Below are 24377 nucleotides of genomic sequence, written 5' to 3' on the forward strand. Positions count from 1 at the left end.
GCTGGCCGGCCAAATTTCTTCTCGCCTCGTTTCTCGTTGCCTGATTTCTGATCGCTTGACGCGGAGAGCGCGGGGCATAGTTGCTGTCCTGATCTCATCGTAGACGGGCCGAGACAACTGATGAAGAAGCCATATCGAAAACCGACACTTGCCAGACGCGACAGGCTTTCTGCGGTGACCGCAGCGGCGCCATCCTCTGGCTTCTCGTTCTGAGATCCTAAGCTGATATTCGACGAACGCGCCGCCGGTCGAAGCGGTCCCAGGCAAGCAGGCTTAACCGCTGGAAACTGAGTCTGGCCAGGAGCGGGCGGTACACTGCGCAGGTGCCCGCCCGTCCGGCGCCGCCGCCAAGCTGCTGAAACCCCGTCCGTCCCCAACAGCAACGGTCATGGCGTGACCAGTGGTTGCGCAGTGCCATTGGGGCGGTGTCCTGTCAACGCTGCCGGCATGTGGCCTGGAAGCACTTTTTTAGCCGCCTTTTCGCGCCCGAAGCACGGTTTAAAGCCATGGCGGAGCGACGCCCAAGGGCCGCGAAATGGCGGAATTCCGGGCTTTTCCAGCGGCCGGCGGGCCGCACTGCACATATATGCTTATCCGCTTGAATAAGCAGATTTTTCGCTGGCCGGCTTGTTCCTTCGACCCCGACTTTTTTTGGGCGCAATTCGGCAGCGCAGCATCGGCGCCCGGCGACGACGGGTTTCGCTCGAAAGCGACATCCGGCGCATCTGTGAGCCGTTTCATGATCCGCTCATGAAAGACGTGATAGAATGTCGCCAGCGAATGKGGGAAGTTGCGATGACCAATCGGTTGTTCGAGGTTCTTGCCAGACGGCGGTCATGGCTGGATCGGGTCGCATTGGGGCTGCTTGTCTTCCTGGCAACCTTGGTCGCAGCGCTGATGGGCGGYGCCGGCGCCTAAGGCATGTCGCCCAAAAGTGCGCAGCGGTTTTTGGGGGAAACGACATGCATCAAAACAAAGGCTAAAGCGCGTCGACGGAATCCGTTCAGCGCGACGCGCCTAAAGTGCCGGGGAGCAAAAGCGGCCGGCCTATTTCCTTTGTCCAATTGCTCTGAACTCGAAGATCGCGGGCCTGAGCCTCGCGGGCCGCGGCCGCTCGGTGAGGTCGACGACACGGACCCACCTGTCGGTGCCGGCACGCAAGGTGACTTTCTGGCCAAGCGCCTTCTCAGCCGCWTCGAAAGGTGTCTTGGCCTCGGCCGAATGGATCGCGACGACGGCTTCGCCGTCTATCTCAGCGCAAGATCTGATCGTCGTGCCGGGCGAGCCAATTGGGGTTCAGCCGTGGCAGAGGGTGCACCGTAGCCCCGCAGGCCGGTTCCGTTGCAGGCCTGACAGGAAGCCCGTTGACCCGGGCAATTGTCGCGCAATGCGCCAGAGGAACAGCACATGCCGTTCGACGCGACCTGCTTCTCGCACTCGAACACCTTGCCGGCGCCCAGGCACCGGGGGCAGGCGAACTTCCTGAATTCGCTCAAAGAGAGCCTCCGGCCGTTTCACAGGCGCCCGGCAACGCGCTGACCGTGCCGCGGGTTCCACGACAGACACGGTTTTTCTGCGTACATCAATATACATTGGTGATTGCTAATATTATACCGATATCGCGCTGAAGCGCGGTTGGTTCGGTGGTGTTGCGGCGCGTATCAGGGCATGGGCTTCTCGCCCCCGTGGAATGGGGGAGAGGAATGGCGACACACCYCCTTCACCAGCCCGCGCAGCCAGCGATGAGCCGGGTCGGCCTCGAGCCTCGGATGCCATAAGAGCGAGATCGTCAGCGCGGCGAGCTTCACCGGCAGCGTGAAGGTGAACAGCCCGCCGCGCAGGGTGCCGGTATAGCGCTCCGGCACGGTGGYGATGAGGTCGGAGCCGCGCGCCAATGCCAGCGCCTCTGYAAAGCCGCCGACCACGGTGGTGACCTTCCGAGTCAGCCCGACGAGTTCCAAGGCGTCGTCCACCGGGCCGCGGTCGAGGCCCCGACGCGAGATCAATACGTGCCGGCCGGCGGCGAAGCGGGCGGCGGTAATGCGGCCTTCGCTTAACGGATGGCCGGCGCGCACGACGCCGACGAAGCGGTCGCGGAACAGCGCCTGCGCGCGCACTTCCGGACCGGTCGAACGGCCGACCACGCCGGTCTCCAGATCGACCGCGCCTTCGCGCATCGGGCCGCTGTCCTTGTCGGGCTTGGGCACGAAGCGCAATTGCACGCCCGGCGCTTCCTCAGCCACGCGGGCCAGCAGCGCCGGGCCGAAATTCTCGACGAAACCGTCGCTGTTGCGGAGCGTGAAGCTGCGGTCGAGCCTCGCGAGGTCGAGCCGCTCGGCGGGCCGCAGCACCGCTTCCGCCTCCTTCACCAGCCGGCCGACCTCAGCGCCGAGTTCGACGGCGCGCGGCGTCGGCACCAGGCCGCGCCCGGCGCGCACCAGAAGCGGATCGCCGGTCGCCGCGCGCAGCCTCGCCAGAGCACGGCTCATCGCCGAAGGGCTGAGCTTCAGGCGCCGCGCGGCTTGGGCGACGCTGCCTTCGGCAAGCAGCACATCCAGCGTGACGAGCAGGTTGAGATCGGGTCGCAACATGGCGCGACCATAGCACGGATCTGTCAAGAAGGCATGGCGTTTGGTGCACTGATCAAGTGCAAATGTTGCGCGTTCCGCCATGATATCTGCGCGCTTATCTTCCCCGGCAAGTCTCAACCGACGGAGAAGAATCATGGCCGACATTGCCGAAACCCGCGCCGCGCCCGCACACCATTCGACGGCGGGCGCGCTGGCCAGCCTGTCGCTTGCCATGCTCGTCTCCTCGCTCGCCACCAGCATCGCCAATGTCGCGCTGCCGACGCTGAGCGTGGCCTTCGCCGCCTCCTTTGCGGCGGTGCAATGGGTGGTGCTCGCCTATCTGCTCGCCATTACCGCGTTGATTGTCAGCGTTGGGCGTCTCGGCGACCTCGTCGGCCGCCGGTTGCTGCTGATTGTAGGCTTGGCGCTGTTCGGCGTCGCCTCGTTTGCCGCGGCGCTCGCGCCATCGCTGGCGCTGCTGATTGCCGCCCGCGCCGCGCAAGGGTTGGGCGCGGYGGTGATGATGGCGCTGACGATCGCTTTCGTCGGCGAGACGGTGCCGAAGGAACGCACCGGCAGCGCCATGGGTCTGCTCGGCACCATGTCGGCGATCGGCACGGCGCTCGGGCCTTCGCTCGGCGGCGTGCTGATCGCCGCTTTCGGCTGGCGCTCGATCTTCCTCGTCAACGCCGCGCTCGGCACCCTTGCGATGCTTGCCGCCTGGCGCTTTCTGCCAGCCGGCGAAGCCACGGGCATGGTCACCGTCCGTGGCAAGGCGAGGGGACGCTTCGATATGCTTGGCACGCTGTTGCTCGCCGCCACGCTTGCGTCTTACGCGTTGTCCATGACCGTGGGGCGCGGTCATTTCGGCGGCCTGAACATGACGCTGCTCGGCGGGGCAATTGCTGGCGCGGCGCTGTTTGTTGTCGCCGAGGCCAAGGTGGAGTCGCCCCTGGTCAAGCTCGCGCTGCTGCGCGACCCGGTGCTGGCGCCCAGCCTCGCCATGAACGCGCTGGTCTCGACGGTGATGATGGCGACGCTGGTCGTCGGCCCGTTCTTCCTGTCGCGGGCGCTGGGCCTCGGCGAGGCGGCCGCGGGCGCTGTCCTGTCGATCGGCCCGGCCGTCTCGGCGCTATGCGGCGTTATTGCCGGGCGCGTCGTTGACCGTCTTGGCGCGGCGGCAATGGTGCTCGCCGGCCTGGCGATGATGGCCGCTGGCTGTGTTGCGTTGGCTTGGCTGCCAGGCCTCTTCGGCGTCRCCGGCTACTTGGCGGCGATCATCCTGCTCACGCCCGGCTACCAGCTCTTCCAGGCGGCCAACAACACGGCCGTCATGGCCGATGTCGACAAGAACGAGCGCGGCGTGGTGTCGGGCATGCTGAGCCTCTCGCGCAATCTCGGCCTCGTCACCGGCACGGCGGTGATGGGCGCGGTATTCGTCTTCGCCGTCGGCACGAAGGATGTCACAAGCGCGGCGCCAGAAGCTGTCGCGCATGGGATGGGACTGACCTTTGCCGTCGCAGCGGGGTTGGTGGCGGCGGTGATGACGATTGCATTTGCTGGCCGTTGGAGAGAGCACCGGCGCGCCTGATCTCCGCTGGTCGCCTGCGACTCTGGAACAGGATGCGGACTGGGGCGGGTGGGGGACATCGCTAACGTGTCAGAACCGGGAAGTGTGGGCAGTGTCACTGAGGTCAGTGCATGGCGGGGCTATACAACGTCTCGACAGGCGGGACGATTGGCGGGTTCTGCCAGACTGTCGAGTTGGCGTGGCAGGAAGGTCAAAGCGATGTATGGAACATGGCGGCGGCGGGAAGCTCAGCCTTCGATTCCGGAATGTGAGCTTCGCTTCATGATGAAGCTCGGGCGTCTGGAACGGGACGAGGCAATGAGATTGCTGGGGCGATATCGTGGGGACCGCGAGGCGGTCTACGCCGCGTTGAGGACCCGCGATCTGGCCAGGGAACGCAACGCGCGGCCCCACTGACCAATTCATGCTATCTCACAGCCCGAGCGTCCARCCAGCCTCCGTTTGCGGCTTCCCGTCTGGCCGGAATGGCGCAATGAAGATGGTCGGTCGATGGGTGGCTTCGACGAAAGCGACCGCGGCCACCTCGACGGCATCGGCGGAATGGTCGACCTTGTCGAAGCGTTTCACCACGCGGTCATGAAGCATCGACAGCCTTGCCGCCCGGTGGAGATCGGCCCGCTTCTCGCCGTGCATGTCGAGGGGTGCGAACATAACCATCCCCGCAAACGGCGACGTCGAGCGTTTGTTCCAATCGACCCGGGTGGTAGCAATGCGTCGGGATGGTTTTCGAAGTTTAATGCTTCCGTGATCGCGTAATTTCGCCGTCGCTGGTGAGGTCTATCTTTGCCTGGCGGCGGTGCCCATTCCGCCTTCAGCCGGAGCCTCGGCTACCCCAACGAACCCCACCCACCGCGGCTCCGGCTTCACTCATCGCGTCGCTCAGGCTTTCATGTGCCGCAAGGCGATGGGCCTCCATTTCCAGCTCCGTCAGYTTGGATTTGATCTCATGCGGCTCCGCATGCTCGAGCCCGATCACGTCGTTGCGCGTCTGGCGAAGTGCGATGACGATCTCGTCGAGCTTGGCATGGATGGCTGCCGTGTCGCGGTAGCCCTGGATAAGGACAACGCCAGTGATGATGATGGCCGCCACCGATAACGCATAAGTCACGACATTGGTCAGGCCGAACGGCACCAGGAGCGTGCAGGCCACCATGGCAACGACCATAGCGTAGAAGCCGGGCGGGCGTGACAGGAAATCGGCGGCGCGAAAAAGAAGACGGTTAATCGCCGCCTACCCAAGCAATAACCCGGCAATCAGCACGGTGAGCAGCATCGAGGCCGGCACGGCCAGAAGCCAGCGCGCCTCCAGAACACTGTTGCGGTCGTCATTCATGTCCGTTGCTCCGGTCGGCAGCCGTGAAGCTGCGGATTCGATGCCGGCAAACGAGCGTCGAACCCCCTTCGTTCCGCCGATCGGGCGACGGTCTGAAAACCCAATCCGACTGAAGTCGGACCGTTCTGCGAAGAGGCCCGAGCGCGGCAACCAAAGCCAGGACTCCGCATTGGCAAGCGCGCCAATTTTATCGCGCCGCCGACAAGGAGCACTCATGAACCTCGAAAGACCGACGGACGATGCCGAAGACCAGCCATACGAGCCGGCCTTCTTCGCCAGCAAATACGGCCTGCCGCCACAGCTGGCCAAGACAATGATCGAGGCGAATGGCGGCGGGCGCCGCGCCTGCGACGCCGCGGCCGCAACCTATCTGAGATATGTCGCCCTTCGGCGCCGGCGGGGCGGCTGAGCCCGCTTGCCGGCCGCACCGGCTCGCTCGCATAAGAGCGGGGGTCGGGGCGCACAACCGCCCGGAACCAAAGCGGYGAACAGCGGTTTAATCCGGCGAAGGGACAATTCAGGATTGAGGAATAGAGCAATGAAAACAGTGCTTCTTGCTGCTTTGGCACTCTGTGTCGCCGCGCCCGCCGTCGCCTCGGCGGCGGAGGCCGATGTCGTGATCAGGACACATCACCGGCATTACTATCACCACCGGCCGACAGTCGTCATCAATGACGAGGGCCACCGCCTGCATCATCGCCGTCACGGCACCGTCGCCTTCTATGACAATGGCGAGCGCGCCTGGCGTCACCGCCATCACCGCCGTGACRATACGGTCGTCGTCACAAGTTCCATTCACMGGCATCATCATCGTCCGGTAGTCGTCGAGAGYGGCTCCGACTATTAAGATACCGCGTATCGTAAAAATCCGGTCCTGCACGTGGGCAATGATGCTCAAGCCGGACCGGATTTTTCATGCCGAATGGAGGTCCCGTAGTTTCTTTACGCAGCGCTTTTGAGCACGCCGGTCTGAACCAGGGCGGCCGCCGGGTTGAGGCTGTCCACCAGGCCGGTCGGAATCAGGATGGTGGCGCCGCGTTCCTTGGTCGTCTCATAGATGATGTTCATGGCGCGCAGCTGAAGCGCGGCCGGATGGTCGGCATAGGTGGTGGCGGCCTCGACGAATTTGGCTGCGACTTCCGCCTCCGCCGAACCGAGGATGACGCGAGCTTCCTTCTCGCGCTCGGCCTGYGCCTGGCGCGACATGGCGTCCTGCAGCGCGACGGGAATCGCGACGTCACGGATCTCGACCGACATCACCGTGATGCCCCATTGTGCCGTCTTGGCGCCGATGACGTCGCRCAGATGCTCATCCGCCGCCTTGCGGTTAGACAGCATCGAGGACAGCATCGAGGAGCCGATCATCTCGCGCAGCGAGGTCTGCGCCACGCGGTCGATCCCTTCGCGGTAGTTGGTGATTTCAAGCGCCGCCTGGCGCGCATCATGCACATGCCAGAAGATGACCGCATCGACATTGACCGGCACCGTATCCTTGGTCAACGCCTCCTCTGCGTTGAAGGCGGTGGTCTGGATGCGCTGGTCGATGACGGCCACGACGTTATCGAGGACGGGGACGATCATGAACAGGCCGGGGCCGCGCACGCCGAGCAGGTTGCCGGCGCGCAGCACGACGAATCTCTGCCAGGTGTTGGCCATCTTCAGCGAGGCGGCGATCAGTACCGCGATGACGAAGAAAGGCGCGCCCGCCCACGGCCCGGCCAGCGCGCCGATGCCGACGCCGACGAGCGCGAAGACGGCGGTGAGGAAAAGGGTGATCGGATTCATCAAAATGGCTCCTTGTCGCGGCCGGTTGCAGGTCGCGCGATGCCGCAACGGGCCTCGCGAGGAGCGTCGGCGGCCCGGGATGGACTGCCTGGCCGGCATCTGTGGGATCGATCACGCTTGTCGCGAGGACAATCATCGCCGGCACGGAGTTATATGGTGCGGAGCGAGAGGTTCGCCATGGGCTCAATCTCCCCCATTTTCCTGCATTTGCGAGCGGGCTTGTCGCTTCGCTAAGATGCTGAAATCGTTTTCTCCCCCTCAAGGGGAGATCGGCGCCACGCCTCAATCCGCTTCGCCCCCAGAACCCTTGCCACATTCGGCCAGCACCTTGCCGATCGCAGCACCTGAGCCTTTCAGGGGGAAGCTCGCCACGCCGTATTTATCGGCCGAGACCATCACCTCGCCCTTGCCGCGCAGGAGCGCCAGCAGCGGGTCGGCGGGGCCGGAGAGCTCGGTCGTGAAGTAGTTATACATCGCCTCGAGCTCGAGTTTTTTGGTCAGGCTCTTGCCGCCGGCCTTGAAGGTGAAATCCGCGCTAATGCCGGGCTCGAGCTGCCCGCCGGCGGCGCCCGGATCGTAGCTCAGCACCGGCTTGCCGAAACAGGCGAGCATCAGATGCGCGTCGCCCTRCCGTCCGCTGCAGACCGAARCCATCATCACRCTGCCGCCTTCGTCCTCCTCCATCTTGGCGGACCAGGCGCAAGACGCGGCATAAGCAGGGAAGGCGACCGGCAATGCGGCGGGGAGGAAAAATGCAAGGACGAGTTCTGCCGGGATGCGTCGCATGATCCTTCTCCGCGTGGTGTTGCCGGATCATACAAAACAAAAAGCCTGGCGATAGCCTTTATGGCGGCGACACCTATAGGCTCGTTTCGCCAATCAAAGCGGAATCTGGTGCGGGCGGAGTGATCTGTCGCTCGCCCCACGCCAAATTGCGCTCACTTGGCCGRCTGGAACAGTTCCACCAGATTGCCGGAAGGATCGACAAGCAGGATCTGCGAGCCGCCCGGTCCCGTCACGATTTCATTGCGGAAGCTGAGGCCCGCTGCCCGCAGCCGGGCAACCTCCGCCGCAATATCCTCGACGATCAGGTGAATGCGGTTCCAGCCGCCGGGGCTTGGCCGCTCGCCATCGGGCATCGGCCGGCCCGCCGAACTGGTCGGACCGCTGAGGAGTAGCCGAAGCGCTCCCCTCGTGACATCTGCGAATGCTGGCGCATGGTTGGAAAGCTGCGTGAAGCCCAGATGCTTCGTGTACCAGGCTAAGGCTTCATCGACATCGTTGACCATGTAGCGGACATTTACAGTCGTGGACATAGCTTGCCTTTTGCGTGAACGGACGGGCCAGTCTAGTGGGCTTACCGCCAGGCTGCCTCGTTTTTTTGCTCATAGTCCCTGAATGCCTTGATCAGGCCGCCCAGGACCTCCGCCGACGTTTCGAACATCGCCTTCAACTGGGGTTCATCGACCTTCGTGATGTCTTCCCGCAGGTGATCCTGAATCTCCTGGAAGGCTTTCTGCATTTTCTGCGTGTGGTGCCGCGGATCGCGGTCGGCTGCGCTTGCCATCGTCCGTCTCCATGCGTGCAGTGATCCGTTGCAAACGCGGGCGAGGGACGGCGGGTTCCGTCCCCAGGCATTGTCGGCGGYGGCAGCCGCGCCACCTGTTGAGCGAACCAACCGCCGTAGAACTGCAAGGAGCCAGGCAATGACCGACGACGAGGCCGCGATCCGACAGGTGGTCGAGACATGGATGGTTGCGAGCCGCAAGGGCGATCTGGAGACCGTGCTCGCGCTGATGACGGACGACGTCGTCTTCATGGTTCCCGGAAAGGAGCCGTTCGGCAAGCAAGYCTTCGCCGCCGCCTTCGAAGGCATGGGCAAGACAAAGGTCGACGGCGTGAGCGAGATCGTCGAGCTGAAGCTTCTCGGCGACTGGGCCTATATCCGCAACCGCATCGACATGACGGCGACGCCGCCGGGCGGTGAGCCGGTGCAGCGCTCCGGCTACACGCTGACGCTGCTGCGCAAGGAGCGGGACGGGCGCTGGCGGCTGGCGCGGGATGCAAACTTGCTGGCCGGGTAGCGCGGGTTTGCCGCGATCCTCACCGCCGCCAGGGCGGCTCGGGCGACAATCGCTTGCCGATCCAGTCGGCGAAGGCGCGGGTCTTGGCGGCCTGGCCCTTGGCCGAGGGCGTGACGACATAGACCGCGCCCTCGTCGGCCAGCGTCCAGTCTTCCAGGATCGGCACCAGTCGGCCGCTGGCGAGCTCGCGTCCGACCAGCCAGTCGGTGCTCATCATTAGGCCGACGCCCTGCACGGCGGCCTCGACCAGCACCTCGGCGTCGTCGCTGACCAGCGGTCCCGAAACCTCGACGCGCACGCGCCGRCCCTGGCGGTCGGTCATCTCCCAGGCAGGAAAGGTCTGAAAGCCGGTGAAGCCGAGGCAGGAATGCTCGAGCAGCGCCTGCGGTGTCTCCGGCCTGCCCCTTCGGGCGAGGTAGGACGGGGCGGCGCAGAGAAGCCGGCGCCGCGTCGCTACCTTGCGCGCCACCAGGCGTGAATCCTCCAGGCTGCCCAGCCGGACGGCAACGTCGAAATTCTCCGCGACAAGATCGGCGAAGCGGTTGGAGAACTCTGCTTCGATGCGCAGATCCGGGAACTCGGCGAGGAACTGCGGCAGGAACGGTGCTATCCACATGCGCCCAAACGTGCCGGGCAGCGCCAGCCTGAGCAGCCCGCGCGGCCGGCCGCCGGCATGGGCGGAGGCGGCGGCTTCAGCCTCGTTGACGGAGGCCAGGATGGCGCGCACGCGGACCAGGAATTCCGCGCCCGCCTCGGTCAGCGACACGCTGCGCGTCGTGCGGTGCAACAGCCGCACCCCTAGCCGCTCCTCCAGCGATTGCAGGCGGCGCGACAGGATGGTCGCGTCGCGCCCGACTCTTGCCGCCGCCCGGGTGAAGGAACGCGCCTCGGCTACGGCCGCGAAGGCGGCCATTTCGGCAAGGGCGGCGGGTTCATGGGATTGCTGCATGATTTGCAACACTAAAATGCAAAAGCCGATAATTATCGAGCTGTAGCGCAGCAGATAGGTTCACTCAACCGTCAATCGACCACATCCGGAGTGAACCCCATGAAAGCCATTGAACTCAGCCAGCCCAGGCTCGACGCCTTCCGCGCCGCAAGTGTCGCCACCCCCGAACCGCAGCGCGGCGAGGTGCTGATCCGCCAACGCGCAGCGAGCCTGAATTTCGTCGATATCGCTGTGGCGAGCGGCAACTATCCCGGACCGGTTTTCCCGCTCATACCCGTGGCCGACGGCGCCGGCGAGATCGTCGCGCTCGGCGAGGGCGTCACTCGGTTCGCTGTCGGCGACCGCGTTCTCGCCCATGCCAAGCCGCGCTGGATCGGCGGGCGGCCGCGCCCCTTTGAGATGACGCAGATGCGCGGCATCTCGCTGCCCGGATCGCTCGCCGAATATGTCGCGCTGCCGGCCAATTCGGTCGTGCCGGTGCCGGCCCATCTTTCCTTCGAGGCGGCCTCGACGCTGCCCATCGCCGGCACCACCGCCTGGAACGCGATCCGCGCCGCCGATGTCGGGCCGGGATCGGTCGTCGTGCTGCTCGGCACCGGCGGGGTTTCGATCTTCACGCTGCAACTCGCCAAGGCGGCCGGCGCCACCGTGATCATCACCTCGTCTTCGGACGAGAAGCTGGAGCGGGCCAAGGCGCTCGGCGCCGATCACCTGATCAACTACCGCTCGACGCCGGACTGGGACGGCAAGGTGCTGGAATTGACCGATGGCCTCGGCGCCGACCTTATCGTCGAGACCGGCGGCACCGCCACCTTTGCCCGAGCGGTCAACGCCACCGCCCCCGGCGGCACGCTGTTCACCATCGGCTTCGTCACCGGCCCCGAGGCAACGGTCAACCTGCTGCCGATTATCATCAAGGCGCTGAAGGTGGTGGGCAACAACACCGGATCGGTGTCCGACCTGCGCGACGCCGCCCGCGCCATTGGCGCCGCCCAGATCGAGCCGGTAGTCGACAAGGTGTTTTCGCAAGAAGAGGCGACGGAAGCGTATACCCACATGGCCGCCGGCGGCCTGCATTTCGGCAAGCTGGTGTTCGGGCTGGATTGGTAGGAAGGGCAGACGTCGCAAGACGTAGTTTCCTCGCCCCCACGAAGTGGGGGAGAGGTGRCTCGGCGAAGCCGAGACGGAGAGGGGGAGCGCCCTACGAAGGCCCCCTCTCCGCCGCTTCGCTGACATCTCTCCCCGCCTTCGGCGGAGGCGAGGAACCCAAGCCTTAGGACGCCGGCGGGACAGCGCCCCCCTCTGGCCTGCCGGCCATCTCCCCCACAAGGGGGGAGATTACGCGCTCAGCCGACAGTGCTCCCTAAATCAGCTTCTCCAAGGTAATCGGCAGATCCCGCACCCGCTTCCCCGTCGCGTGGAACACCGCGTTGGCGATCGCCGGCGCAACCCCGACGATGCCGAGTTCGCCAACGCCCTTGCCGCCGAKGGCGGAGGAGTGCGGGTCGGGGATGCCGACCGAGATCGTCTGGATGTCGGGAATGTCGGCATTGGTCGGCAGCATATAATCGGCGAAATTGCCGTTGACGATGCGGCCATGGCGGCGGTCGACGATGCCTTCCTCGAGCAGCGCCTGGYCGATGCCCATGATGATGCCGCCCTTCCACTGGCTCTCCGCCAGCTTGGGGTTGTAGAGCCGGCCCGAATCCAGCGCCGAGAYGACGCGCGACACGCGCACCGTGCCGAAGTCCTCGTCGACGCGCACCTCGACGAAATGCGCGCACCAGGAATGGCGTGAATAGTCGCCCTCGGTGTGTGGGATCGACTTGGCGATGGTCGTATAGTTCGCGTAGCGCTCCTCCGGGGTCGTGCTGGCCGGCAGCGTGTCGCCCTTGGCCTCGATCCGCTCGCGGCCGACGACGCTCATGAGTTCGGCGATCGACAGCTCTGGCCCTTCGCCGCGCGGCGATGCGATGCGGCCGTCCTTCACGACAAGCGTGTTCGCCTGCAGCCGATGGAACGGCRAGCGCGGGTCGGAAAGCGCCAGCCCGATCAGCTCGTCCAGCGCCTGGCCCGCCGCCTTGTGGACGGCGCCTGTCATGACGCCGGCCAGCCGCGAGCCGCCGGTGACGCCGGCACGGGCGAAGTGGGAATCCCCCAGCTTCACCGACACTTGGCTAACCGGCACGCCGAGCGTCTCGGCGGCGGTCTGCGCCAGGATCGTGTAGGTGCCCTGGCCCATGTCGATGGAGGAGCTTTCGACCTCGACCGAACCGTCGGCGAGGATATTCACCACCGCCTCGCCATGCGCGCGCCGCACCGGATAAGTGCCTGCGGCGACGCCCCAGCCGATGAGCTGGCGGTCCTCGCGCATCGAACGCGGCGCATTGCTGCGCTTCGCCCAGCCGAAGGCCTCTGCGCCGGCGGCAAAGGCCTCGCGCAACTGGCGCGTCGACCACGCCTTCTTCGCGTGCGGGTCCTGTTCGGCATAGTTGATCAGCCGCATCTCCAGCGGATCCAGCCCAAGCTCATAAGCGAGCTCGTCGATGGCGCATTCGATACCGAAGGCGCTCGGGTTCTCGCCCGGCGCGCGCTTGGCGCCCGGCACCACCGTGTTGACCCGCACCACATTCTGCTTCGAGGAGAAGTTGGGCGTGGCGTACATGATCGAGGTGACGGAGCCGAGCGGCTCGACCCACATGCCGTCGACGGCCGTCTCATTGACGCCGCGATGCACGATCGACTGGATCTTGCCGTCCCTGTCGGCACCGATCGCCACTGTTTGTCTCGTCGCCGCGCGGCCGCCATAGGACGTGAAATTCTGCGGGCGGTTGAGCACCAGCTTCACCGGCCGTCCGAGCATCCTGGCTGCCGCCGCCGCCACCGCGCTGTGGGCGAGGGCCAGCGCCTTGGAGCCAAAACCGCCGCCGATATAGGGCGAGACCAGCCGCACATTCTCGAACGGCACACTGAACCATTCGGCATAGGTGCGCGCCATGCCATCGAGCCATTGGCTGGGCTCCCAGATGGTCAGTTCGTCGCCTTCCCAGCGCGCGATCAGCCCATGCGGCTCCATCGCCGCCTGGAACTCACGCGGCGTGTTGTAGGCCGCGCAGATGCGCACGGGTGCCGCGGCGAAGGCGGCTTGCGCGTCGCCCCATTCCTTGGTCATGGCGTCTATCGGGATGCCGTCGCCGGCCTTGCCGTCGCTCAAGTCGACGATGGCAGGCGTCTCGTCGTACCAGACCTTGACGAGTGCGGCAGCCGCCACCGCCTGCTCGAAGGTCTCGGCCACCACCGCCGCGACATGCTGGCCGGAAAAAGTGACCTCGCGGGCGAGAGGGCAGTAGGTCGACAGCGCCGGCGGGTTGCCGAACCAGTCCGACGCCCCCTTCAGCGCCATGATGGTGTCGGGCGTCAGCACGGCAAGCACGCCCGGCGCGGTCTCTGCCGCGCGCGTGTCGATCGCCGTCACCTTGCCTGCGGCGATGGTTGCGCCGACCAGCACCGCATGCGTCAACCCTTCGAGCTGCTGCTCGAAGGCGTAATGCGCCGCGCCGGTGATCTTGGCGGGGCCGTCGACGCGCGACAGGCGTCCGCCGACCGCTTCGAGGCGCGCGCTGTCCGACGCTGCGTGTTTCATGTCATGAACGGTCATGCCGTCTCTCCCAATTTGAGGATGGCGCGCGCGATCACGCGCGGCGCCAATGCGATCTTGTAGTGGTTGGCGCCATGGTCGACGGCGCCTTCCATGGCGAGCTCGCTCGCCTCGCGGATCGTCGCTTCGTCAAGCGCTTTACCCTTCAGCGCGTCCTCGACGGCGCGCGCCCGCCACGGCTTCGTCGCGACGCCGCCGAGCGCGACGCGGATGTCGCGGACGGTGYGGCCGTCGCCTTCGAGCTCCAGCCCGACCGCTGCGCTTGCCGCCGCGAATTCGTAGGATTGACGGTCGCGGGCTTTCAGATAGGTCGAGCGCCTGGCCGCGGCCGAGCCGGGGATTTCGATGGCCGTGATCACCTCGCCGGGGCGGATATCGTGCTCCTGTTCGGCCGTCGCGCCGGGCGCGAGGAAGAAGTCCTCGACCTTGAGCTTGCGCTCGCCGAGATCGACCTCGGCGTCGAAGGCGACGAGCGCGACGGCGAGATCGCCCGGATAGGTGGCGATGCAGGCCTCGCTGGTGCCAAGCACCGCATGGCCGCGCGTCACGCCGCCGATCGCCGAGCAGCCGCTGCCGGGCGAGCGCTTGTTGCAGGCCGGGAAATTGGTGGGATCGCGGAAATAGGGGCAGCGCGTGCGCTGCATCAGGTTGCCGCCGATGGTCGCCATGTTGCGCAATTGCGCCGACGCAGCCTGCCAAAGCGCTTCCGAGACCGCCGGAAACAAGCTCTTCACTTCGGCATGGTCGGCGACATGGCTCATCTTCGCGAGCGCGCCGATCAGGGCGCGGTCGGCGGTAACATCGACGGCGTTCAGCCCTTCGATGTGGCTGATGTCGATGACGGTGGCGGGTTCGGCGACGCCGCATTTGGCGAGGTCGATCAGCGTCGTGCCGCCGGCAAGAAGCATGGCGCCGGGAAGGGCGGCGGCGTTGCGCGCGGCCTCGATGCTATCGGCGCGAAGGTAGGAAAAATCTCTCATGGGCGTAGCTCCTGGGCGGCCTGGCGGACGGCGGCGACGATGTGCGGATAGGCGCCGCAGCGGCACAGGTTCCCGGCCATGTATTCGCGGATTTCCTCGTCGGAGCCGGCATGGCCTTCGCGGATGCAGRCCACCGCCGACATGATCTGTCCCGGCGTGCAGTAGCCGCACTGGAAGGCATCCTGCTCGAGGAAGGCGGCTTGCACGGCGTGCAGCGTGCCGTCCTCGTCGGCGAGCCCCTCGATGGTCGTGATCGAGCGGCCCTCGACCTGGGCGGYCAGCGTCAGGCAGGCGAGCACGCGCTCGCCGTCGACATGGACGGTGCAGGCGCCGCACTGGCCCTGGTCGCAGCCCTTCTTGGTGCCGGTCAGCGCAAGCCGCTCGCGCAGCGCGTCGAGCAGAGTCACGCGCGGCTCGATCTCGAGCGCATGGTCGCGGCCGTTGATGGTGAGATGGAGGGAAAGGGTGGTGGGGCTGGGGGTTAAGCCGTTGGTGGCAACGCCATTCCTGAAATGGCCGTCTTCGGGAGGATCGATGATGGTCTGGCCTGTGTGGATTTCACTTGTCATGGGGCGTCGGGCTCCGATTGCTGGACGCTAGGATGGAAATGGAACTTGCGAGGAGAGGGGCAAGGCGTGGGGACAGCTAATCGCCCGCGCTTGGGGGGAGATCACGTTCTCATCAGCACGTGACATACCGCTTTCCTTGGTTATATGATAAAGCACYCCACTAAAGCGGAGGTGCCTCCGTTTGTTTAGTTGGGGTCTGGCCAGCCATGGTTCAACCCCCCATATCGTGTTGGTGGAGAAAAAAGTGCCCGAGCCCGAAATGACCACTGAAGCGACGCGTGACGCGCCGGCCCAAAGGCCGTTGCGCGCGGACGCGCAGCGCAACCGCGACAGGCTGGTCGAAGTGGCGGCGCAAATGTTTGCGAGCGACGGCGTCGATGCCTCCCTGGAGGAGATCGCCAGGCGGGCAGGGGTCGGCATCGGCACGCTCTACCGCCATTTTCCGACGCGCGAGCATCTGGTCGAAGTGGTCTACCGTCGCGAGGTGGAAGGGCTCTGCCATGCGGCCGAGGAGCTCGCCAAYGAGCACCCGGCCGATGTCGCGCTGGAACTCTGGATGCAGCGCTTCGTCGACTACATCGCCACCAAGCGAGGCCTTGCCACCAGCCTGCGGGTCCTGCTCACCACCAACTCGACGCTGTTCTCCGACACCTCCGGCCGCGTCTCGGGCGCCATGCGCGGCCTTATCGAGGCGGCCGCCGCCTCAGGGAAGATCCGCGCCGATGTCGATGCCTCCGATGTGATGCACGCGCTGGGCGGCATCTACTCCGCGCCCAACACGCCCGACTGGCGCGAGCGTTCGGGACGGCTGGTGAAGCTCTTGATGGACGGGCTGCGGTTCGGGGCGAGAGGCTGAGGCGCCGAAGCTGCCGATCTCCGCCTTGCAGGGAGATGGCCGGCAGGCCAGAGGGGGTGCTGTTCCGCCAACATCTCCCGACTGGCATTCCTCGCCCTGCGGCCTACATAGTCGGCACCACCTCCCTCCCAAAAGGAACCTTCCATGCCCGAACAGCTCAAACTCAACGACGGCTCGACCGTCCCGCAGATCGGGCTCGGCGTGTGGCAGGTCGATCCGGATATCACGTTAGAAGTCGTGGGCTGGGGGATCGAGGCCGGCTACCGCCTGATCGATACCGCCGAGGGTTATCGCAACGAGGAAGGCGTTGGCGAGGCGATCCGCGCCGCCGGCGTGCCGCGATCCGAACTCTTCATCACCTCCAAGCTGCGCAACGGCGCGCACCAGCGTGATGCAGCGCTGCGCGCCTTCGACGACACGATGCGGAAGCTCGGTATCGATCAGGTCGACCTCTTCCTCATCCACTGGCCCGTGCCCAGCCAGAATAAATATGTCGAGGCCTGGAAGACGCTGGTCGAGCTGCAGAAGGCCGGGCGCATCAAGTCGGTCGGCGTCTCGAACTTCAACCAGGACCATCTGGAGCGCATCATCGGCGAGACCGGCGTGACGCCCGTCGTCAACCAGATCGAACTGCACCCGCGCTTCCAGCAGCGCGACAAGCGCGACTTCCACAAGAAGCACAACATCCACATCGAAAGCTGGAGCCCGCTGGGCAGCGGCCGGCTGCTTTCCGACCCGACGCTGGAGACGCTGGCGAAGAAGYACGGCAAGTCGGTGGCGCAGGTGATCATCCGCTGGCATTTGCAGGAAGGGCTGATCGTCATCCCGAAGTCGATCCACCAGGAGCGCATCGCCGGCAATTTCAATGTCTTCGACTTCGAGCTCGACGCGAACGACATGCAGACCATCCGTGGCCTGGATTCCGCCGACGGCCGCACCGGACCTGATCCGGCGACGGCGGCGTTTTTGTTTTAGCGCTCTGATAGGGGGAGCCGGCATCGAAGCTGCCAATCTCCCCYTAGGGGGAGATGTCCGGCAGGACAGAGGGGGGCGCTGTCCCGCCAGCCTCTCAGGTCGGATCAGCCAACTCCAGAGACGATAACAATGTGCTGGCAGACATTGTCGATGTCGCGGATCACATCGTCGTTCCAGAACCGCAAGACGGCCCAGCCATCCTCTTCGAGACGTCTCGTCCGCAGCGCATCAGCTTCGGCAACACGGCCATCGCCATGCTGCGAGCCGTCGATCTCGATAAGAAGCCTTTTCTCCGGGCAAACGAAGTCGACGATATAGCCCGCTATCGGATACTGCCTACGGAAACAAAGTCCCATCAATCGGTGTGCGCGAAGCTCGTTCCGGAGCTTCAGTTCGGCATCGGTCATGACGACGCATCGACTTTGCATTGGCCCGGTGTCGTGGCGGCAGAGGCGTCTGGGTCATCGCTGGAGCCGTTTGAACCTGACGGTGTTCGCCGAGGTCTTTACTCTACGGCGCCCCCCTCTGTCCTGCCGGACATCTCCCCACTTGGGCCCACTTGGGGGGAGATTAGACGTCGTGTCRGCTTTCGCCAACCGCCGGGAGGCCGCCTAAATCCCCTCGCCATCCACCAGCGGCACGTCATCGCCTTCCCACGGCGTCGGCATTGACCCGCGTCCGGCGGTGGGCAGCGGCATCCAGCATCGCAACTCCGGCTCGGCATATTCGACGATGCGGCCAGGCGAGGAGTCCGACGCCCGCCAGCCCTCCTCTCCGAACTGGTCGGCGCGCGACCAATAGGCCATGTCGACCTCGGCCGGTCCCTGTTCGGACGAGCGCACCGTCACCAGGATGCGGCTGCCGTCCCGCGGCGCGCTCGCCATGTTGYGCCACTGCTCGGTTTCGTCCATGCGATCTCCTCCTGCTGAACCAAGTCCAGAAAAACCGGCCGTCGCAATAGTCGCCGCCCGCTGGGAAGGGGTCAACCCGAACTTGGAGCGCGACAGTTGTTTCATTAACAGCTAATATGCCCTTGGCCGCAATCGGACAGACGACGATGGATGAAGGATTGCTGTCTCCATTGACCCGTCTCGGGCCGGTCCATCTCAGGGTGACCGATGTGCCGGCGGCCCTGAATGTCTGGCGCGACGTCCTTGGGTTGGCGCTGCTTGGCGAGGACGCCGTCATGGCGGGACTTGGCGCCGGCGGACGGACGCTGATCGTGCTCCATGCCGGCGCGGAGACGCCGCTGCCGCAGAAGGCGCGCGGTCTCTTTCATGTCGCCATCCACGTCACCAGCCGCCGCGATCTGGCGCATACGGCCGCCCGTCTCAAGGCATCTGGCTTGCGGTACAGCGCCCAGGACCACCTTGTTTCGGAATCGCTCTACGTCTCCGACCCATCCGGCAACGGCATCGAGATCTGCTTCGACACGCCGGAACGCTTGCTGCGCCAAGAAGTATCGCCCAGCGGCCGCGTGGCGTTGATCGCCGCCGACGGCGGCGCGCATTCGGGGCTCGAGCCGCTGGACGTGTCGGGCCTGTTGCGCGACCTCGGCAATTCCGGCCATGTCGAGCCGAAGATGGCGCGGGATGCCTTTATCGGCCATATCCATTTGCGTGCCCGCGCGCCGGAGATGCTGATGAAATTCTATCTCGGCGTGCTCGGCTTCCGGCCGCATATCCAGTCCCGGACCTTCGGCATGTTCGACTGCGGCACCGAGCGCCGAGCCCATATGGTGGCCTTCAACATCTGGGCGCGCGACGAGCTGCGCGAGCCGCCGCCGAATGCCGCCGGTCTTGACCATTTCACCATCGAACTTGGCTCGGCGCAGGAACTCGCCGCCGTCGAGCGGAGGCTCGAGGCGGCCGACATACCAGCGAAAAGGGACGGTCGTGTCATCTCGAGYGGCGATCCGGAAGGCAACCGCTTGCGTTTCGTGGTCCACGGAGATTGACCGCAGCGTTTGAAGATGAGGAGAAGCAGAGGAGGGGGAAATGTCGCTGATGGTGATTGGAACCGGCTTCGGCCGGACGGGCACGGATTCGATGCGCGAGGCACTGACCATGCTCGGCTTCGGTCCTTGCCATCATATGTCTGAGGTGATGGCGCATGCGGAGCAGAAGCGGCTTTGGCGGGCGCTGGCCAGGGGCGGGGCGCCCGACTGGGCCCAACTCTTCGCCGGATACAAATCCTGCGTCGACTGGCCCTCGGCGTTCTACTGGCGTGAGCTGATCGAAGTCTATCCGCAGGCGCGCGTCATTCTCACCTGGCGCTCGCCCGAAAGCTGGTGGGAGAGTTTCGAAAGGACCATTCTGCCCGCGATCATCGGCAGCACGGACCAGGAGTCGCTGGGCATCGCGCTCGTCGCCAACCAAGTCTTCGGGGGATGCCCACAGGATCGCACGCGCGCGATCGCGGTCTATGAGGCCAATGTCGAGGCCGTGCTGAATACGGTGCCGGCGGAGCGCCTTCTGGTCCACAAGCTCGGCGACGGCTGGGCGCCGCTTTGCGCCCATCTCGGGGTTCCCGTGCCGGACGAACCCTATCCCGCCCGCAACACCACGCAGGAGTTCCGGTCGGCGCTGTCGTTGAATGAGGCAAGCTCGAATCGATGAACGGAGGCATCCGAACTTTCCGCTCTTTCACCGCATCCTGTCCTTTGCGATGCGATCAGGGCAGGGGACAACTTATGGGACAAGCTGGTTTTAATCTCTCCGAGAGCCAACTCGATGCGGCTCTGGTGACAGCGGCGCGCTTTGGCGAAGCACATGGTTTCGGCCTTTTGTTCGAGCGCTATCGCCCGCAACTCCATGCCATCGCCTTGTCTATGCTAGGCTACACCGGCGATGCCGAGGACGCCGTCCACGATACGTTTCTTACCGCGCTTGCCCGTTTGCACAGCCTGCGTGATCCCGCCGCCGTCGGCGGTTGGCTGCATTCGATCTTGAGGAACCACTGCCTGATGGCGCTGCGCCGTCGCCGTCCCCGTGCCGGGCCGGCCGAAACCGAGCGTGCCTTTCGCGAACTTGCCGACGAGGAGCGCATCGAGAGCCGGATTGAAAGCCGCGACCTGCGCGATTGGGTATGGGCGGCGCTTGCGCATTTGCCGGAAATGCAGCGCGCCACGGTGATGCTGCGCTATTTCGGCAGCTCGCCAGGCTATGAGCAGATTGCCGCCATTCTGGGCGTGCCGGTTGGCACCGTGCRCAGCCGGCTGTCCGAAGCCAAGATCAGGCTTTCGGAGCTGCTGCTGGCATCGGCCGGTCTGCCCGACAGAGCACATCAGAAGCTCGTGGCGGAGCGGCTGGCCTTCTACACCGAAGAATACCGCTCGCTGCAGCATGGCGGCAAGGAGCGTGTGCTTGAGCACTATGCCAAGGACCTCGACATTGCCTTTGCCGGCGGGCCGCGTGGCATCGGGCGTCACCTCTTCGGCGAGGCCATCGACGAGGATGTCGGCGCCGGTGTTCGCCATGAGCCGGTGCGGGCATTGGCCAGCGCCAACGTCACCGTACTCGAGGGCGACTTCGTCAATCCGCCCGAGAATCCGTTCCATTGCCCGCCGAGCTTCGCCGTCGTCCTGGTCCACGGCGAGCGCCAGGTACGTCTGATGCGCATCCACACCTCCGAACGGCCACAACGGATCGAGGAATGACATTTTCGTGAGGTTCGCCCACCCGGYGAACTTTTCGATGCGCCACATCATCCTTGTTGGGTCACGCGGCCGGTTACCGGCGCGTCAACCAAAGCAAGGAGGAATTCCGATGTTCGCTTTTTCCGCATTCAGATTGAGCCTCGCCGTCGTTCTCGGCTCGCTTGCCATGCTCGCTACTCCATTGCTCGCTCACGCCGATGACTTTGATGCGACGCTGAAGGACATCCAGTCGACGATGGGCGGCGTGCCGAGCTTCGTGAAACAGTTCCCGAAAGCCGGTCTGCCCGGCGCCTGGGCCGAGGTCAAGGCCATCGAGCTCAGCGACAAGACGGCACTGCCGCCGAAGGTGAAGTCGCTGATCTCGCTCGCGGTCGCGGCGCAGATTCCCTGCAGCTACTGCATCTGGTCCGACACTCAGGACGCCAAGCGCRCCGGCGCCACAGACGAGGAAATCCAGGAAGCCGTAACCATGGCGGCGCTGACACGTCACTGGAGCACCATCTTCAACGGCATGCAGGTCGATTTCGACCAGTTCAAGAAGGAGATGGGCGGGCAGTAGCGCAGGACGGGAGCGGGGCAGTAGGGAAAGTCCGCGGACGGCCGATCCCTGCGGCCTCACTGCCCCATTGTCTTACCTCACCAGGGTGGAACCGCAGATGACCGCTACCCTTGCCACCGACACCACCTTCTTCACCGCTAGCCAGCTGGCGGCAGCGATCCGTGAGCGGCGCGTCAGTGCGGCCGAGGCCATGGAGACGCAACTGGAGCGGATCGCCGCCGTCAATCCGCTCCTCAACGCCATCATCACCCTCGACGAAAGGGCGGCACGCGACGGCGCGAAGGCGGCCGATGAAGCCATTGCGCGCGGCGAAGCGGTCGGACCGCTGCACGGCGTGCCGGTCACACTGAAGGACGGTCACGCCACGGCCGGCATGCGCACCACTGTCGGGCTGGCGGCCTGGGCCGGTTACATTCCCACCGCCGACAGCACCGTCGCGGCTCGGCTGCGCAAGGCCGGCGCGATCATCATAGGCAAGACCAACGTGCCGCCGCGGCTGCGCGATCTTCAGACCTTCAACCCGATCTTCGGCCGCACCAGCAATCCCTGGGACGTCACCCGCACGCCGGGCGGTTCCAGTGGCGGCGCAGCCGCGGYGGTTGCCGCTGGACTCGCGCCGCTGGATATCGGCAGTGACGCCGGTGGCTCGATCCGCGTGCCGGCGCATCTATGCGGCATCTGCGGTTTCAAGCCGACGCAATCGTCGGTGCCGATCACCGGCAGCTATGCCGATCCGCCCGACATGCCGCGCAGCTTCCGATTGCTGTTCGACATCGGGCCATTGGCGCGCGGCGTCGACGACCTCATCCTCGCCCACCGCATCATCGCCGGCGCTGACGGTCTCGATACCGAAGTGCCGCCCGTGGCGACGGACGAGGAGCCGGAGCCGCGGCTGGACCAGCTGCGCGTCGCCTTCGCGCCGGAATTCCCCGGCGTACCGACCGCTCGCGATATTGCCGAGGCGATTGCCGGCTTTGCAGGCGCGATCGAGATCGGTGGCGCGCGGGTCGGTCAGGTTCTGCCGCCGCATGACTTCGCCGCCGAGCGGGCGCTGTTTTCGGATTTTATCACCTGGTATTCGCAGGTCTTCCAGCCACCAAAAGAAAATTCTCCTACGCTATCGGCCTTTCTCGAGGCGCTCAATCAGCGCGACGAATTCATCTACGCGTGGGAGCGCTTCTTTGACGACTGGGACGTGCTGGTCTGTCCGGCGATGATGTGCACCGCTTTCCAGCACCAGGAAATGGGGATGCCGATTCCGGTCGATGGTGTCGAGACGTCCTACTGGAGCGCGCTCAGCCACACCTGCCGCTTCAATCTCACAGGTCACCCGGCCGCTGTCATTCCGATCGGGTTCGACCGCGAAGGTTTGCCGATCGGCGCGCAATTCGTCGGCCGCCGCCATTCGGACATGAAGCTGCTCGCCACCGCGAAGGCGCTGGTGYGGCTCACCGAGGGTTTCGTCAGGCCGCCGGGTTTGTGATCGCGCAGCCGTGGACGCTTTGGTTCATACATGCACATCGCCGAAGGACAGCTCGCCGTCATCGGCGCGGATCAGGAAAGCGGCGGCAAGCAGCGCGAGATAGCAGGCGGCCACACCGCACACGACGACGACGCCCGGGATAGGCCCGAGCGTCGCCACCCTGAAGGTGTCGACGAGCGATGCCCCGAAGCCGATGGGCGAGCCTTCGCGCGAGAGGCTCGGCGTGGTGATCTTCAGGATCCAGGCAAGCAGCAGGATCGTGTACATGAAAATATAGTTGCGGCGCAGCCGGCGGATCAGCGCCGCGCGTTGCGAGATCAGGAAGCGCGGCGAGCGCAGACCTTCGCCGAGGATGGCGAGCCAGTTGGAAGCGTAATCCGGCTGCGGCGAAAAAATCTGCGCGAAATAGTAGCGCTCGAACTGCCGCACGCGAGCGCGGTAGACATCGAAGAAGCGGTAGCGCCGCGCCTCGATCCACAAAAGCAAAGTGATGAGCAGCATCGCGAACAAAAGCACGCCGTGATGCGCGCTGGGCGTCGACAGCGATACCGACAGCATCGCTGCCACCACGGTGATCGCCCAGTTGCTGGTGCGGTCGAGCCGGTCGCGCCACCCAGCCATGCGTGCGATCTCGGCGCGGTGGAAATGCGACAGCGTCGTGGTGAATTCGGCGGAACTAAGCTTCAGCGCCAGCGTGTCGGACGCTCTTGGCGGTGYGGCCTTCTCGGTGGATTTTGYCGGTGCAGCCGCCTCGGTGGATTTCGGGGCCGCGGCCGAGCCAGTGAATTTTGCGACCTTCGTCTGGGACATTCTGCCATGCGCCTCCCGCCCGCCATGGCCGGCCGTCCTCGCCGTGACATCGACCGGCCACACCCCTGCTGCTTCAACGTGCGGCCGGCCAGAATGTTCCCGCCTTTTCAGGTGGATAGGTCAGGATGCAAGCGGGGGAAGACCGCCATTCGCGCGTCGCGGAAAGGGCAGCACGTCGGCCATCGGCTTGGCGTGCTGGGCCGCCGCCACCGCCTCGATCACAAGGTCAAGCGCCGCAAGCGCCGCGCGGCTCGTTTCGTCGTCGCCACGCAGATAATGGCATGCCCGGTCGAGGTGGAGGTGGGCGGCGGCAAAGTCGCTTTTCATTAGCTTCTCCTTATTGCCCCGCCTTGGCGGCCAACATCGTCGAGTCGCTTTACCGGGAAGCAAAGATCGGCGGTGGCATTTGATTAGAATTGTAGGGGCGCGAGCATCTTCCCCCTCGATGGGAGATGTCGCCGAAGGCGACAGAGGGGCCGTCTCACGTCGAGCACCGGCCTTCTCTTTGCAGAGTTGG

General features: G+C 65.3%; 27 protein-coding genes. 12 read left to right on the forward strand and 15 right to left on the reverse strand.

From position 1 onward, the window contains the following. Positions 1 to 1661 precede the first annotated feature (1661 nt). Positions 1662 to 2591 carry a LysR family transcriptional regulator gene (locus LCM4576_RS05345; protein WP_071030873.1) on the reverse strand — a complete coding sequence of 310 codons (930 nt, stop codon included), beginning with the start codon at positions 2589 to 2591 and terminating at the stop codon, positions 1662 to 1664. Positions 2592 to 2724: 133 nt separating this feature from the next. Between LCM4576_RS05345 and LCM4576_RS05350 the strand changes: the two genes are divergently transcribed. Next, positions 2725 to 4161 (forward strand): MFS transporter, encoded by a 1437-nt coding sequence (locus tag LCM4576_RS05350; protein ID WP_071030874.1) that lies wholly within the window; start codon positions 2725 to 2727, stop codon positions 4159 to 4161. A gap of 411 nt (positions 4162 to 4572) precedes the next feature. Here LCM4576_RS05350 and LCM4576_RS05355 read toward each other — a convergent pair whose 3' ends face one another. Continuing rightward, a complete protein-coding gene (locus tag LCM4576_RS05355) occupies positions 4573 to 4812 on the reverse strand; it encodes a hypothetical protein (protein WP_071030875.1) in 240 nt (79 codons plus the stop codon). 160 nt (positions 4813 to 4972) lie between these two features. Beyond that, positions 4973 to 5386 (reverse strand): low affinity iron permease family protein, encoded by a 414-nt coding sequence (locus LCM4576_RS05360; RefSeq protein ID WP_071030876.1) that lies wholly within the window; start codon positions 5384 to 5386, stop codon positions 4973 to 4975. A 322-nt stretch (positions 5387 to 5708) separates the two neighbouring features. On the opposite strand from LCM4576_RS05360, the gene LCM4576_RS05365 reads away from it, so the two are divergent. Both LCM4576_RS05365 and LCM4576_RS34475 read left to right on the forward strand, forming a co-directional pair. Further along, the gene (locus LCM4576_RS05365) at positions 5709 to 5903 is read left to right on the forward strand and encodes a hypothetical protein (RefSeq protein WP_040980570.1); all 195 of its coding nucleotides are present in this window, start codon (positions 5709 to 5711) and stop codon (positions 5901 to 5903) included. A gap of 129 nt (positions 5904 to 6032) precedes the next feature. Then, entirely contained in the window at positions 6033 to 6341 is a 309-nt protein-coding gene (locus LCM4576_RS34475; RefSeq protein ID WP_083361321.1) for a hypothetical protein, read from the forward strand. A gap of 95 nt (positions 6342 to 6436) precedes the next feature. On the opposite strand, the gene LCM4576_RS05375 is transcribed toward LCM4576_RS34475, so the two are convergent. The 4 genes from LCM4576_RS05375 to LCM4576_RS05390 all read right to left on the reverse strand — a co-directional run bounded on the left by LCM4576_RS05375 (position 6437) and on the right by LCM4576_RS05390 (position 8846). Beyond that, a complete protein-coding gene (locus LCM4576_RS05375) occupies positions 6437 to 7279 on the reverse strand; it encodes a slipin family protein (RefSeq protein WP_071030878.1) in 843 nt (280 codons plus the stop codon). A 282-nt stretch (positions 7280 to 7561) separates the two neighbouring features. Then, a complete protein-coding gene (locus tag LCM4576_RS05380) occupies positions 7562 to 8065 on the reverse strand; it encodes a hypothetical protein (protein WP_244510645.1) in 504 nt (167 codons plus the stop codon). Between the two features lie 152 nt (positions 8066 to 8217). Further along, entirely contained in the window at positions 8218 to 8595 is a 378-nt protein-coding gene (locus tag LCM4576_RS05385) for a VOC family protein (RefSeq protein ID WP_071030879.1), read from the reverse strand. Between the two features lie 41 nt (positions 8596 to 8636). Further along, positions 8637 to 8846: a hypothetical protein gene (locus tag LCM4576_RS05390; protein ID WP_040980578.1), complete on the reverse strand. Its 210-nt coding sequence runs from the start codon at positions 8844 to 8846 to the stop codon at positions 8637 to 8639. A 139-nt stretch (positions 8847 to 8985) separates the two neighbouring features. Between LCM4576_RS05390 and LCM4576_RS05395 the strand changes: the two genes are divergently transcribed. After that, positions 8986 to 9363 carry an SgcJ/EcaC family oxidoreductase gene (locus tag LCM4576_RS05395; protein ID WP_071030880.1) on the forward strand — a complete coding sequence of 126 codons (378 nt, stop codon included), beginning with the start codon at positions 8986 to 8988 and terminating at the stop codon, positions 9361 to 9363. Positions 9364 to 9382: 19 nt separating this feature from the next. Here LCM4576_RS05395 and LCM4576_RS05400 read toward each other — a convergent pair whose 3' ends face one another. Continuing rightward, complete coding sequence (locus tag LCM4576_RS05400; RefSeq protein ID WP_071030881.1) at positions 9383 to 10312, reverse strand: LysR family transcriptional regulator; 930 nt, start codon at positions 10310 to 10312, stop codon at positions 9383 to 9385. A 99-nt stretch (positions 10313 to 10411) separates the two neighbouring features. Here LCM4576_RS05400 and LCM4576_RS05405 point away from each other — a divergent pair, with 99 nt between their 5' ends. Further along, positions 10412 to 11422, forward strand: coding sequence for an NAD(P)-dependent alcohol dehydrogenase (locus LCM4576_RS05405; protein ID WP_071030882.1), 1011 nt, complete (start codon positions 10412 to 10414; stop codon positions 11420 to 11422). Between the two features lie 253 nt (positions 11423 to 11675). Here the strand turns inward: LCM4576_RS05405 and LCM4576_RS05410 are convergent, their stop codons facing one another. The 3 genes from LCM4576_RS05410 to LCM4576_RS05420 are packed head-to-tail and all read right to left on the reverse strand — an operon-like array spanning position 11676 to position 15396. Next, complete coding sequence (locus LCM4576_RS05410) at positions 11676 to 13970, reverse strand: xanthine dehydrogenase family protein molybdopterin-binding subunit (RefSeq protein WP_071030883.1); 2295 nt, start codon at positions 13968 to 13970, stop codon at positions 11676 to 11678. After that, the gene (locus LCM4576_RS05415) at positions 13967 to 14950 is read right to left on the reverse strand and encodes a xanthine dehydrogenase family protein subunit M (protein WP_071030884.1); all 984 of its coding nucleotides are present in this window, start codon (positions 14948 to 14950) and stop codon (positions 13967 to 13969) included. The genes LCM4576_RS05410 and LCM4576_RS05415 overlap by 4 nt, the downstream gene beginning before the upstream one ends. After that, positions 14947 to 15396 (reverse strand): (2Fe-2S)-binding protein, encoded by a 450-nt coding sequence (locus tag LCM4576_RS05420; RefSeq protein WP_071031001.1) that lies wholly within the window; start codon positions 15394 to 15396, stop codon positions 14947 to 14949. The genes LCM4576_RS05415 and LCM4576_RS05420 overlap by 4 nt, the downstream gene beginning before the upstream one ends. A gap of 382 nt (positions 15397 to 15778) precedes the next feature. Between LCM4576_RS05420 and LCM4576_RS05425 the strand changes: the two genes are divergently transcribed. Together LCM4576_RS05425 and LCM4576_RS05430 are read left to right on the forward strand one after the other, a co-directional pair. After that, the gene (locus LCM4576_RS05425; RefSeq protein ID WP_040980590.1) at positions 15779 to 16375 is read left to right on the forward strand and encodes a TetR/AcrR family transcriptional regulator; all 597 of its coding nucleotides are present in this window, start codon (positions 15779 to 15781) and stop codon (positions 16373 to 16375) included. Positions 16376 to 16519: 144 nt separating this feature from the next. After that, on the forward strand, positions 16520 to 17350 hold the full coding sequence (locus LCM4576_RS05430; protein ID WP_071030885.1) for an aldo/keto reductase: 831 nt from the start codon (positions 16520 to 16522) through the stop codon (positions 17348 to 17350). A gap of 104 nt (positions 17351 to 17454) precedes the next feature. Here LCM4576_RS05430 and LCM4576_RS05435 read toward each other — a convergent pair whose 3' ends face one another. Next, complete coding sequence (locus LCM4576_RS05435) at positions 17455 to 17757, reverse strand: endonuclease domain-containing protein (protein ID WP_071030886.1); 303 nt, start codon at positions 17755 to 17757, stop codon at positions 17455 to 17457. Between the two features lie 204 nt (positions 17758 to 17961). Continuing rightward, on the reverse strand, positions 17962 to 18261 hold the full coding sequence (locus tag LCM4576_RS05440; RefSeq protein ID WP_071030887.1) for a hypothetical protein: 300 nt from the start codon (positions 18259 to 18261) through the stop codon (positions 17962 to 17964). Positions 18262 to 18407: 146 nt separating this feature from the next. Between LCM4576_RS05440 and LCM4576_RS05445 the strand changes: the two genes are divergently transcribed. The 5 genes from LCM4576_RS05445 (at position 18408) to LCM4576_RS05465 (ending at position 23050) form a co-directional block, all read left to right on the forward strand. After that, on the forward strand, positions 18408 to 19307 hold the full coding sequence (locus LCM4576_RS05445) for a VOC family protein (protein WP_071030888.1): 900 nt from the start codon (positions 18408 to 18410) through the stop codon (positions 19305 to 19307). A 40-nt stretch (positions 19308 to 19347) separates the two neighbouring features. Then, positions 19348 to 19968 (forward strand): sulfotransferase family protein, encoded by a 621-nt coding sequence (locus LCM4576_RS05450; protein ID WP_071030889.1) that lies wholly within the window; start codon positions 19348 to 19350, stop codon positions 19966 to 19968. Positions 19969 to 20042: 74 nt separating this feature from the next. Beyond that, positions 20043 to 21008: an RNA polymerase sigma factor gene (locus tag LCM4576_RS05455; protein ID WP_116397881.1), complete on the forward strand. Its 966-nt coding sequence runs from the start codon at positions 20043 to 20045 to the stop codon at positions 21006 to 21008. Between the two features lie 166 nt (positions 21009 to 21174). After that, the gene (locus tag LCM4576_RS05460; protein ID WP_407067360.1) at positions 21175 to 21567 is read left to right on the forward strand and encodes a carboxymuconolactone decarboxylase family protein; all 393 of its coding nucleotides are present in this window, start codon (positions 21175 to 21177) and stop codon (positions 21565 to 21567) included. 97 nt (positions 21568 to 21664) lie between these two features. Next, positions 21665 to 23050: an amidase gene (locus tag LCM4576_RS05465; protein ID WP_071030892.1), complete on the forward strand. Its 1386-nt coding sequence runs from the start codon at positions 21665 to 21667 to the stop codon at positions 23048 to 23050. Between the two features lie 24 nt (positions 23051 to 23074). On the opposite strand, the gene LCM4576_RS05470 is transcribed toward LCM4576_RS05465, so the two are convergent. Further along, positions 23075 to 23860 carry a DUF2270 domain-containing protein gene (locus LCM4576_RS05470; protein WP_083361332.1) on the reverse strand — a complete coding sequence of 262 codons (786 nt, stop codon included), beginning with the start codon at positions 23858 to 23860 and terminating at the stop codon, positions 23075 to 23077. A 120-nt stretch (positions 23861 to 23980) separates the two neighbouring features. After that, the gene (locus tag LCM4576_RS05475) at positions 23981 to 24187 is read right to left on the reverse strand and encodes a hypothetical protein (protein ID WP_041009445.1); all 207 of its coding nucleotides are present in this window, start codon (positions 24185 to 24187) and stop codon (positions 23981 to 23983) included. Between the last annotated feature and the right edge of the window lie 190 nt (positions 24188 to 24377).

This window comes from Mesorhizobium sp. LCM 4576 (genome assembly GCF_001854815.1).
Lineage (GTDB): Bacteria > Pseudomonadota > Alphaproteobacteria > Rhizobiales > Rhizobiaceae > Mesorhizobium > Mesorhizobium plurifarium.

What these genes read in the sequence shown, in the direction of transcription:
- LCM4576_RS05365 (WP_040980570.1), top strand. Translation starts at nt 5,709, where the DNA reads ATGAACCTCGAAAGACCGACGGACGATGCCGAAGACCAGCCATACGAG.
- LCM4576_RS05390 (WP_040980578.1), bottom strand. Translation starts at nt 8,846, where the DNA reads ATGGCAAGCGCAGCCGACCGCGATCCGCGGCACCACACGCAGAAAATG.
- LCM4576_RS05405 (WP_071030882.1), top strand. Translation starts at nt 10,412, where the DNA reads ATGAAAGCCATTGAACTCAGCCAGCCCAGGCTCGACGCCTTCCGCGCC.
- LCM4576_RS05435 (WP_071030886.1), bottom strand. Translation starts at nt 17,757, where the DNA reads ATGACCGATGCCGAACTGAAGCTCCGGAACGAGCTTCGCGCACACCGA.
- LCM4576_RS05450 (WP_071030889.1), top strand. Translation starts at nt 19,348, where the DNA reads ATGTCGCTGATGGTGATTGGAACCGGCTTCGGCCGGACGGGCACGGAT.
- LCM4576_RS05475 (WP_041009445.1), bottom strand. Translation starts at nt 24,187, where the DNA reads ATGAAAAGCGACTTTGCCGCCGCCCACCTCCACCTCGACCGGGCATGC.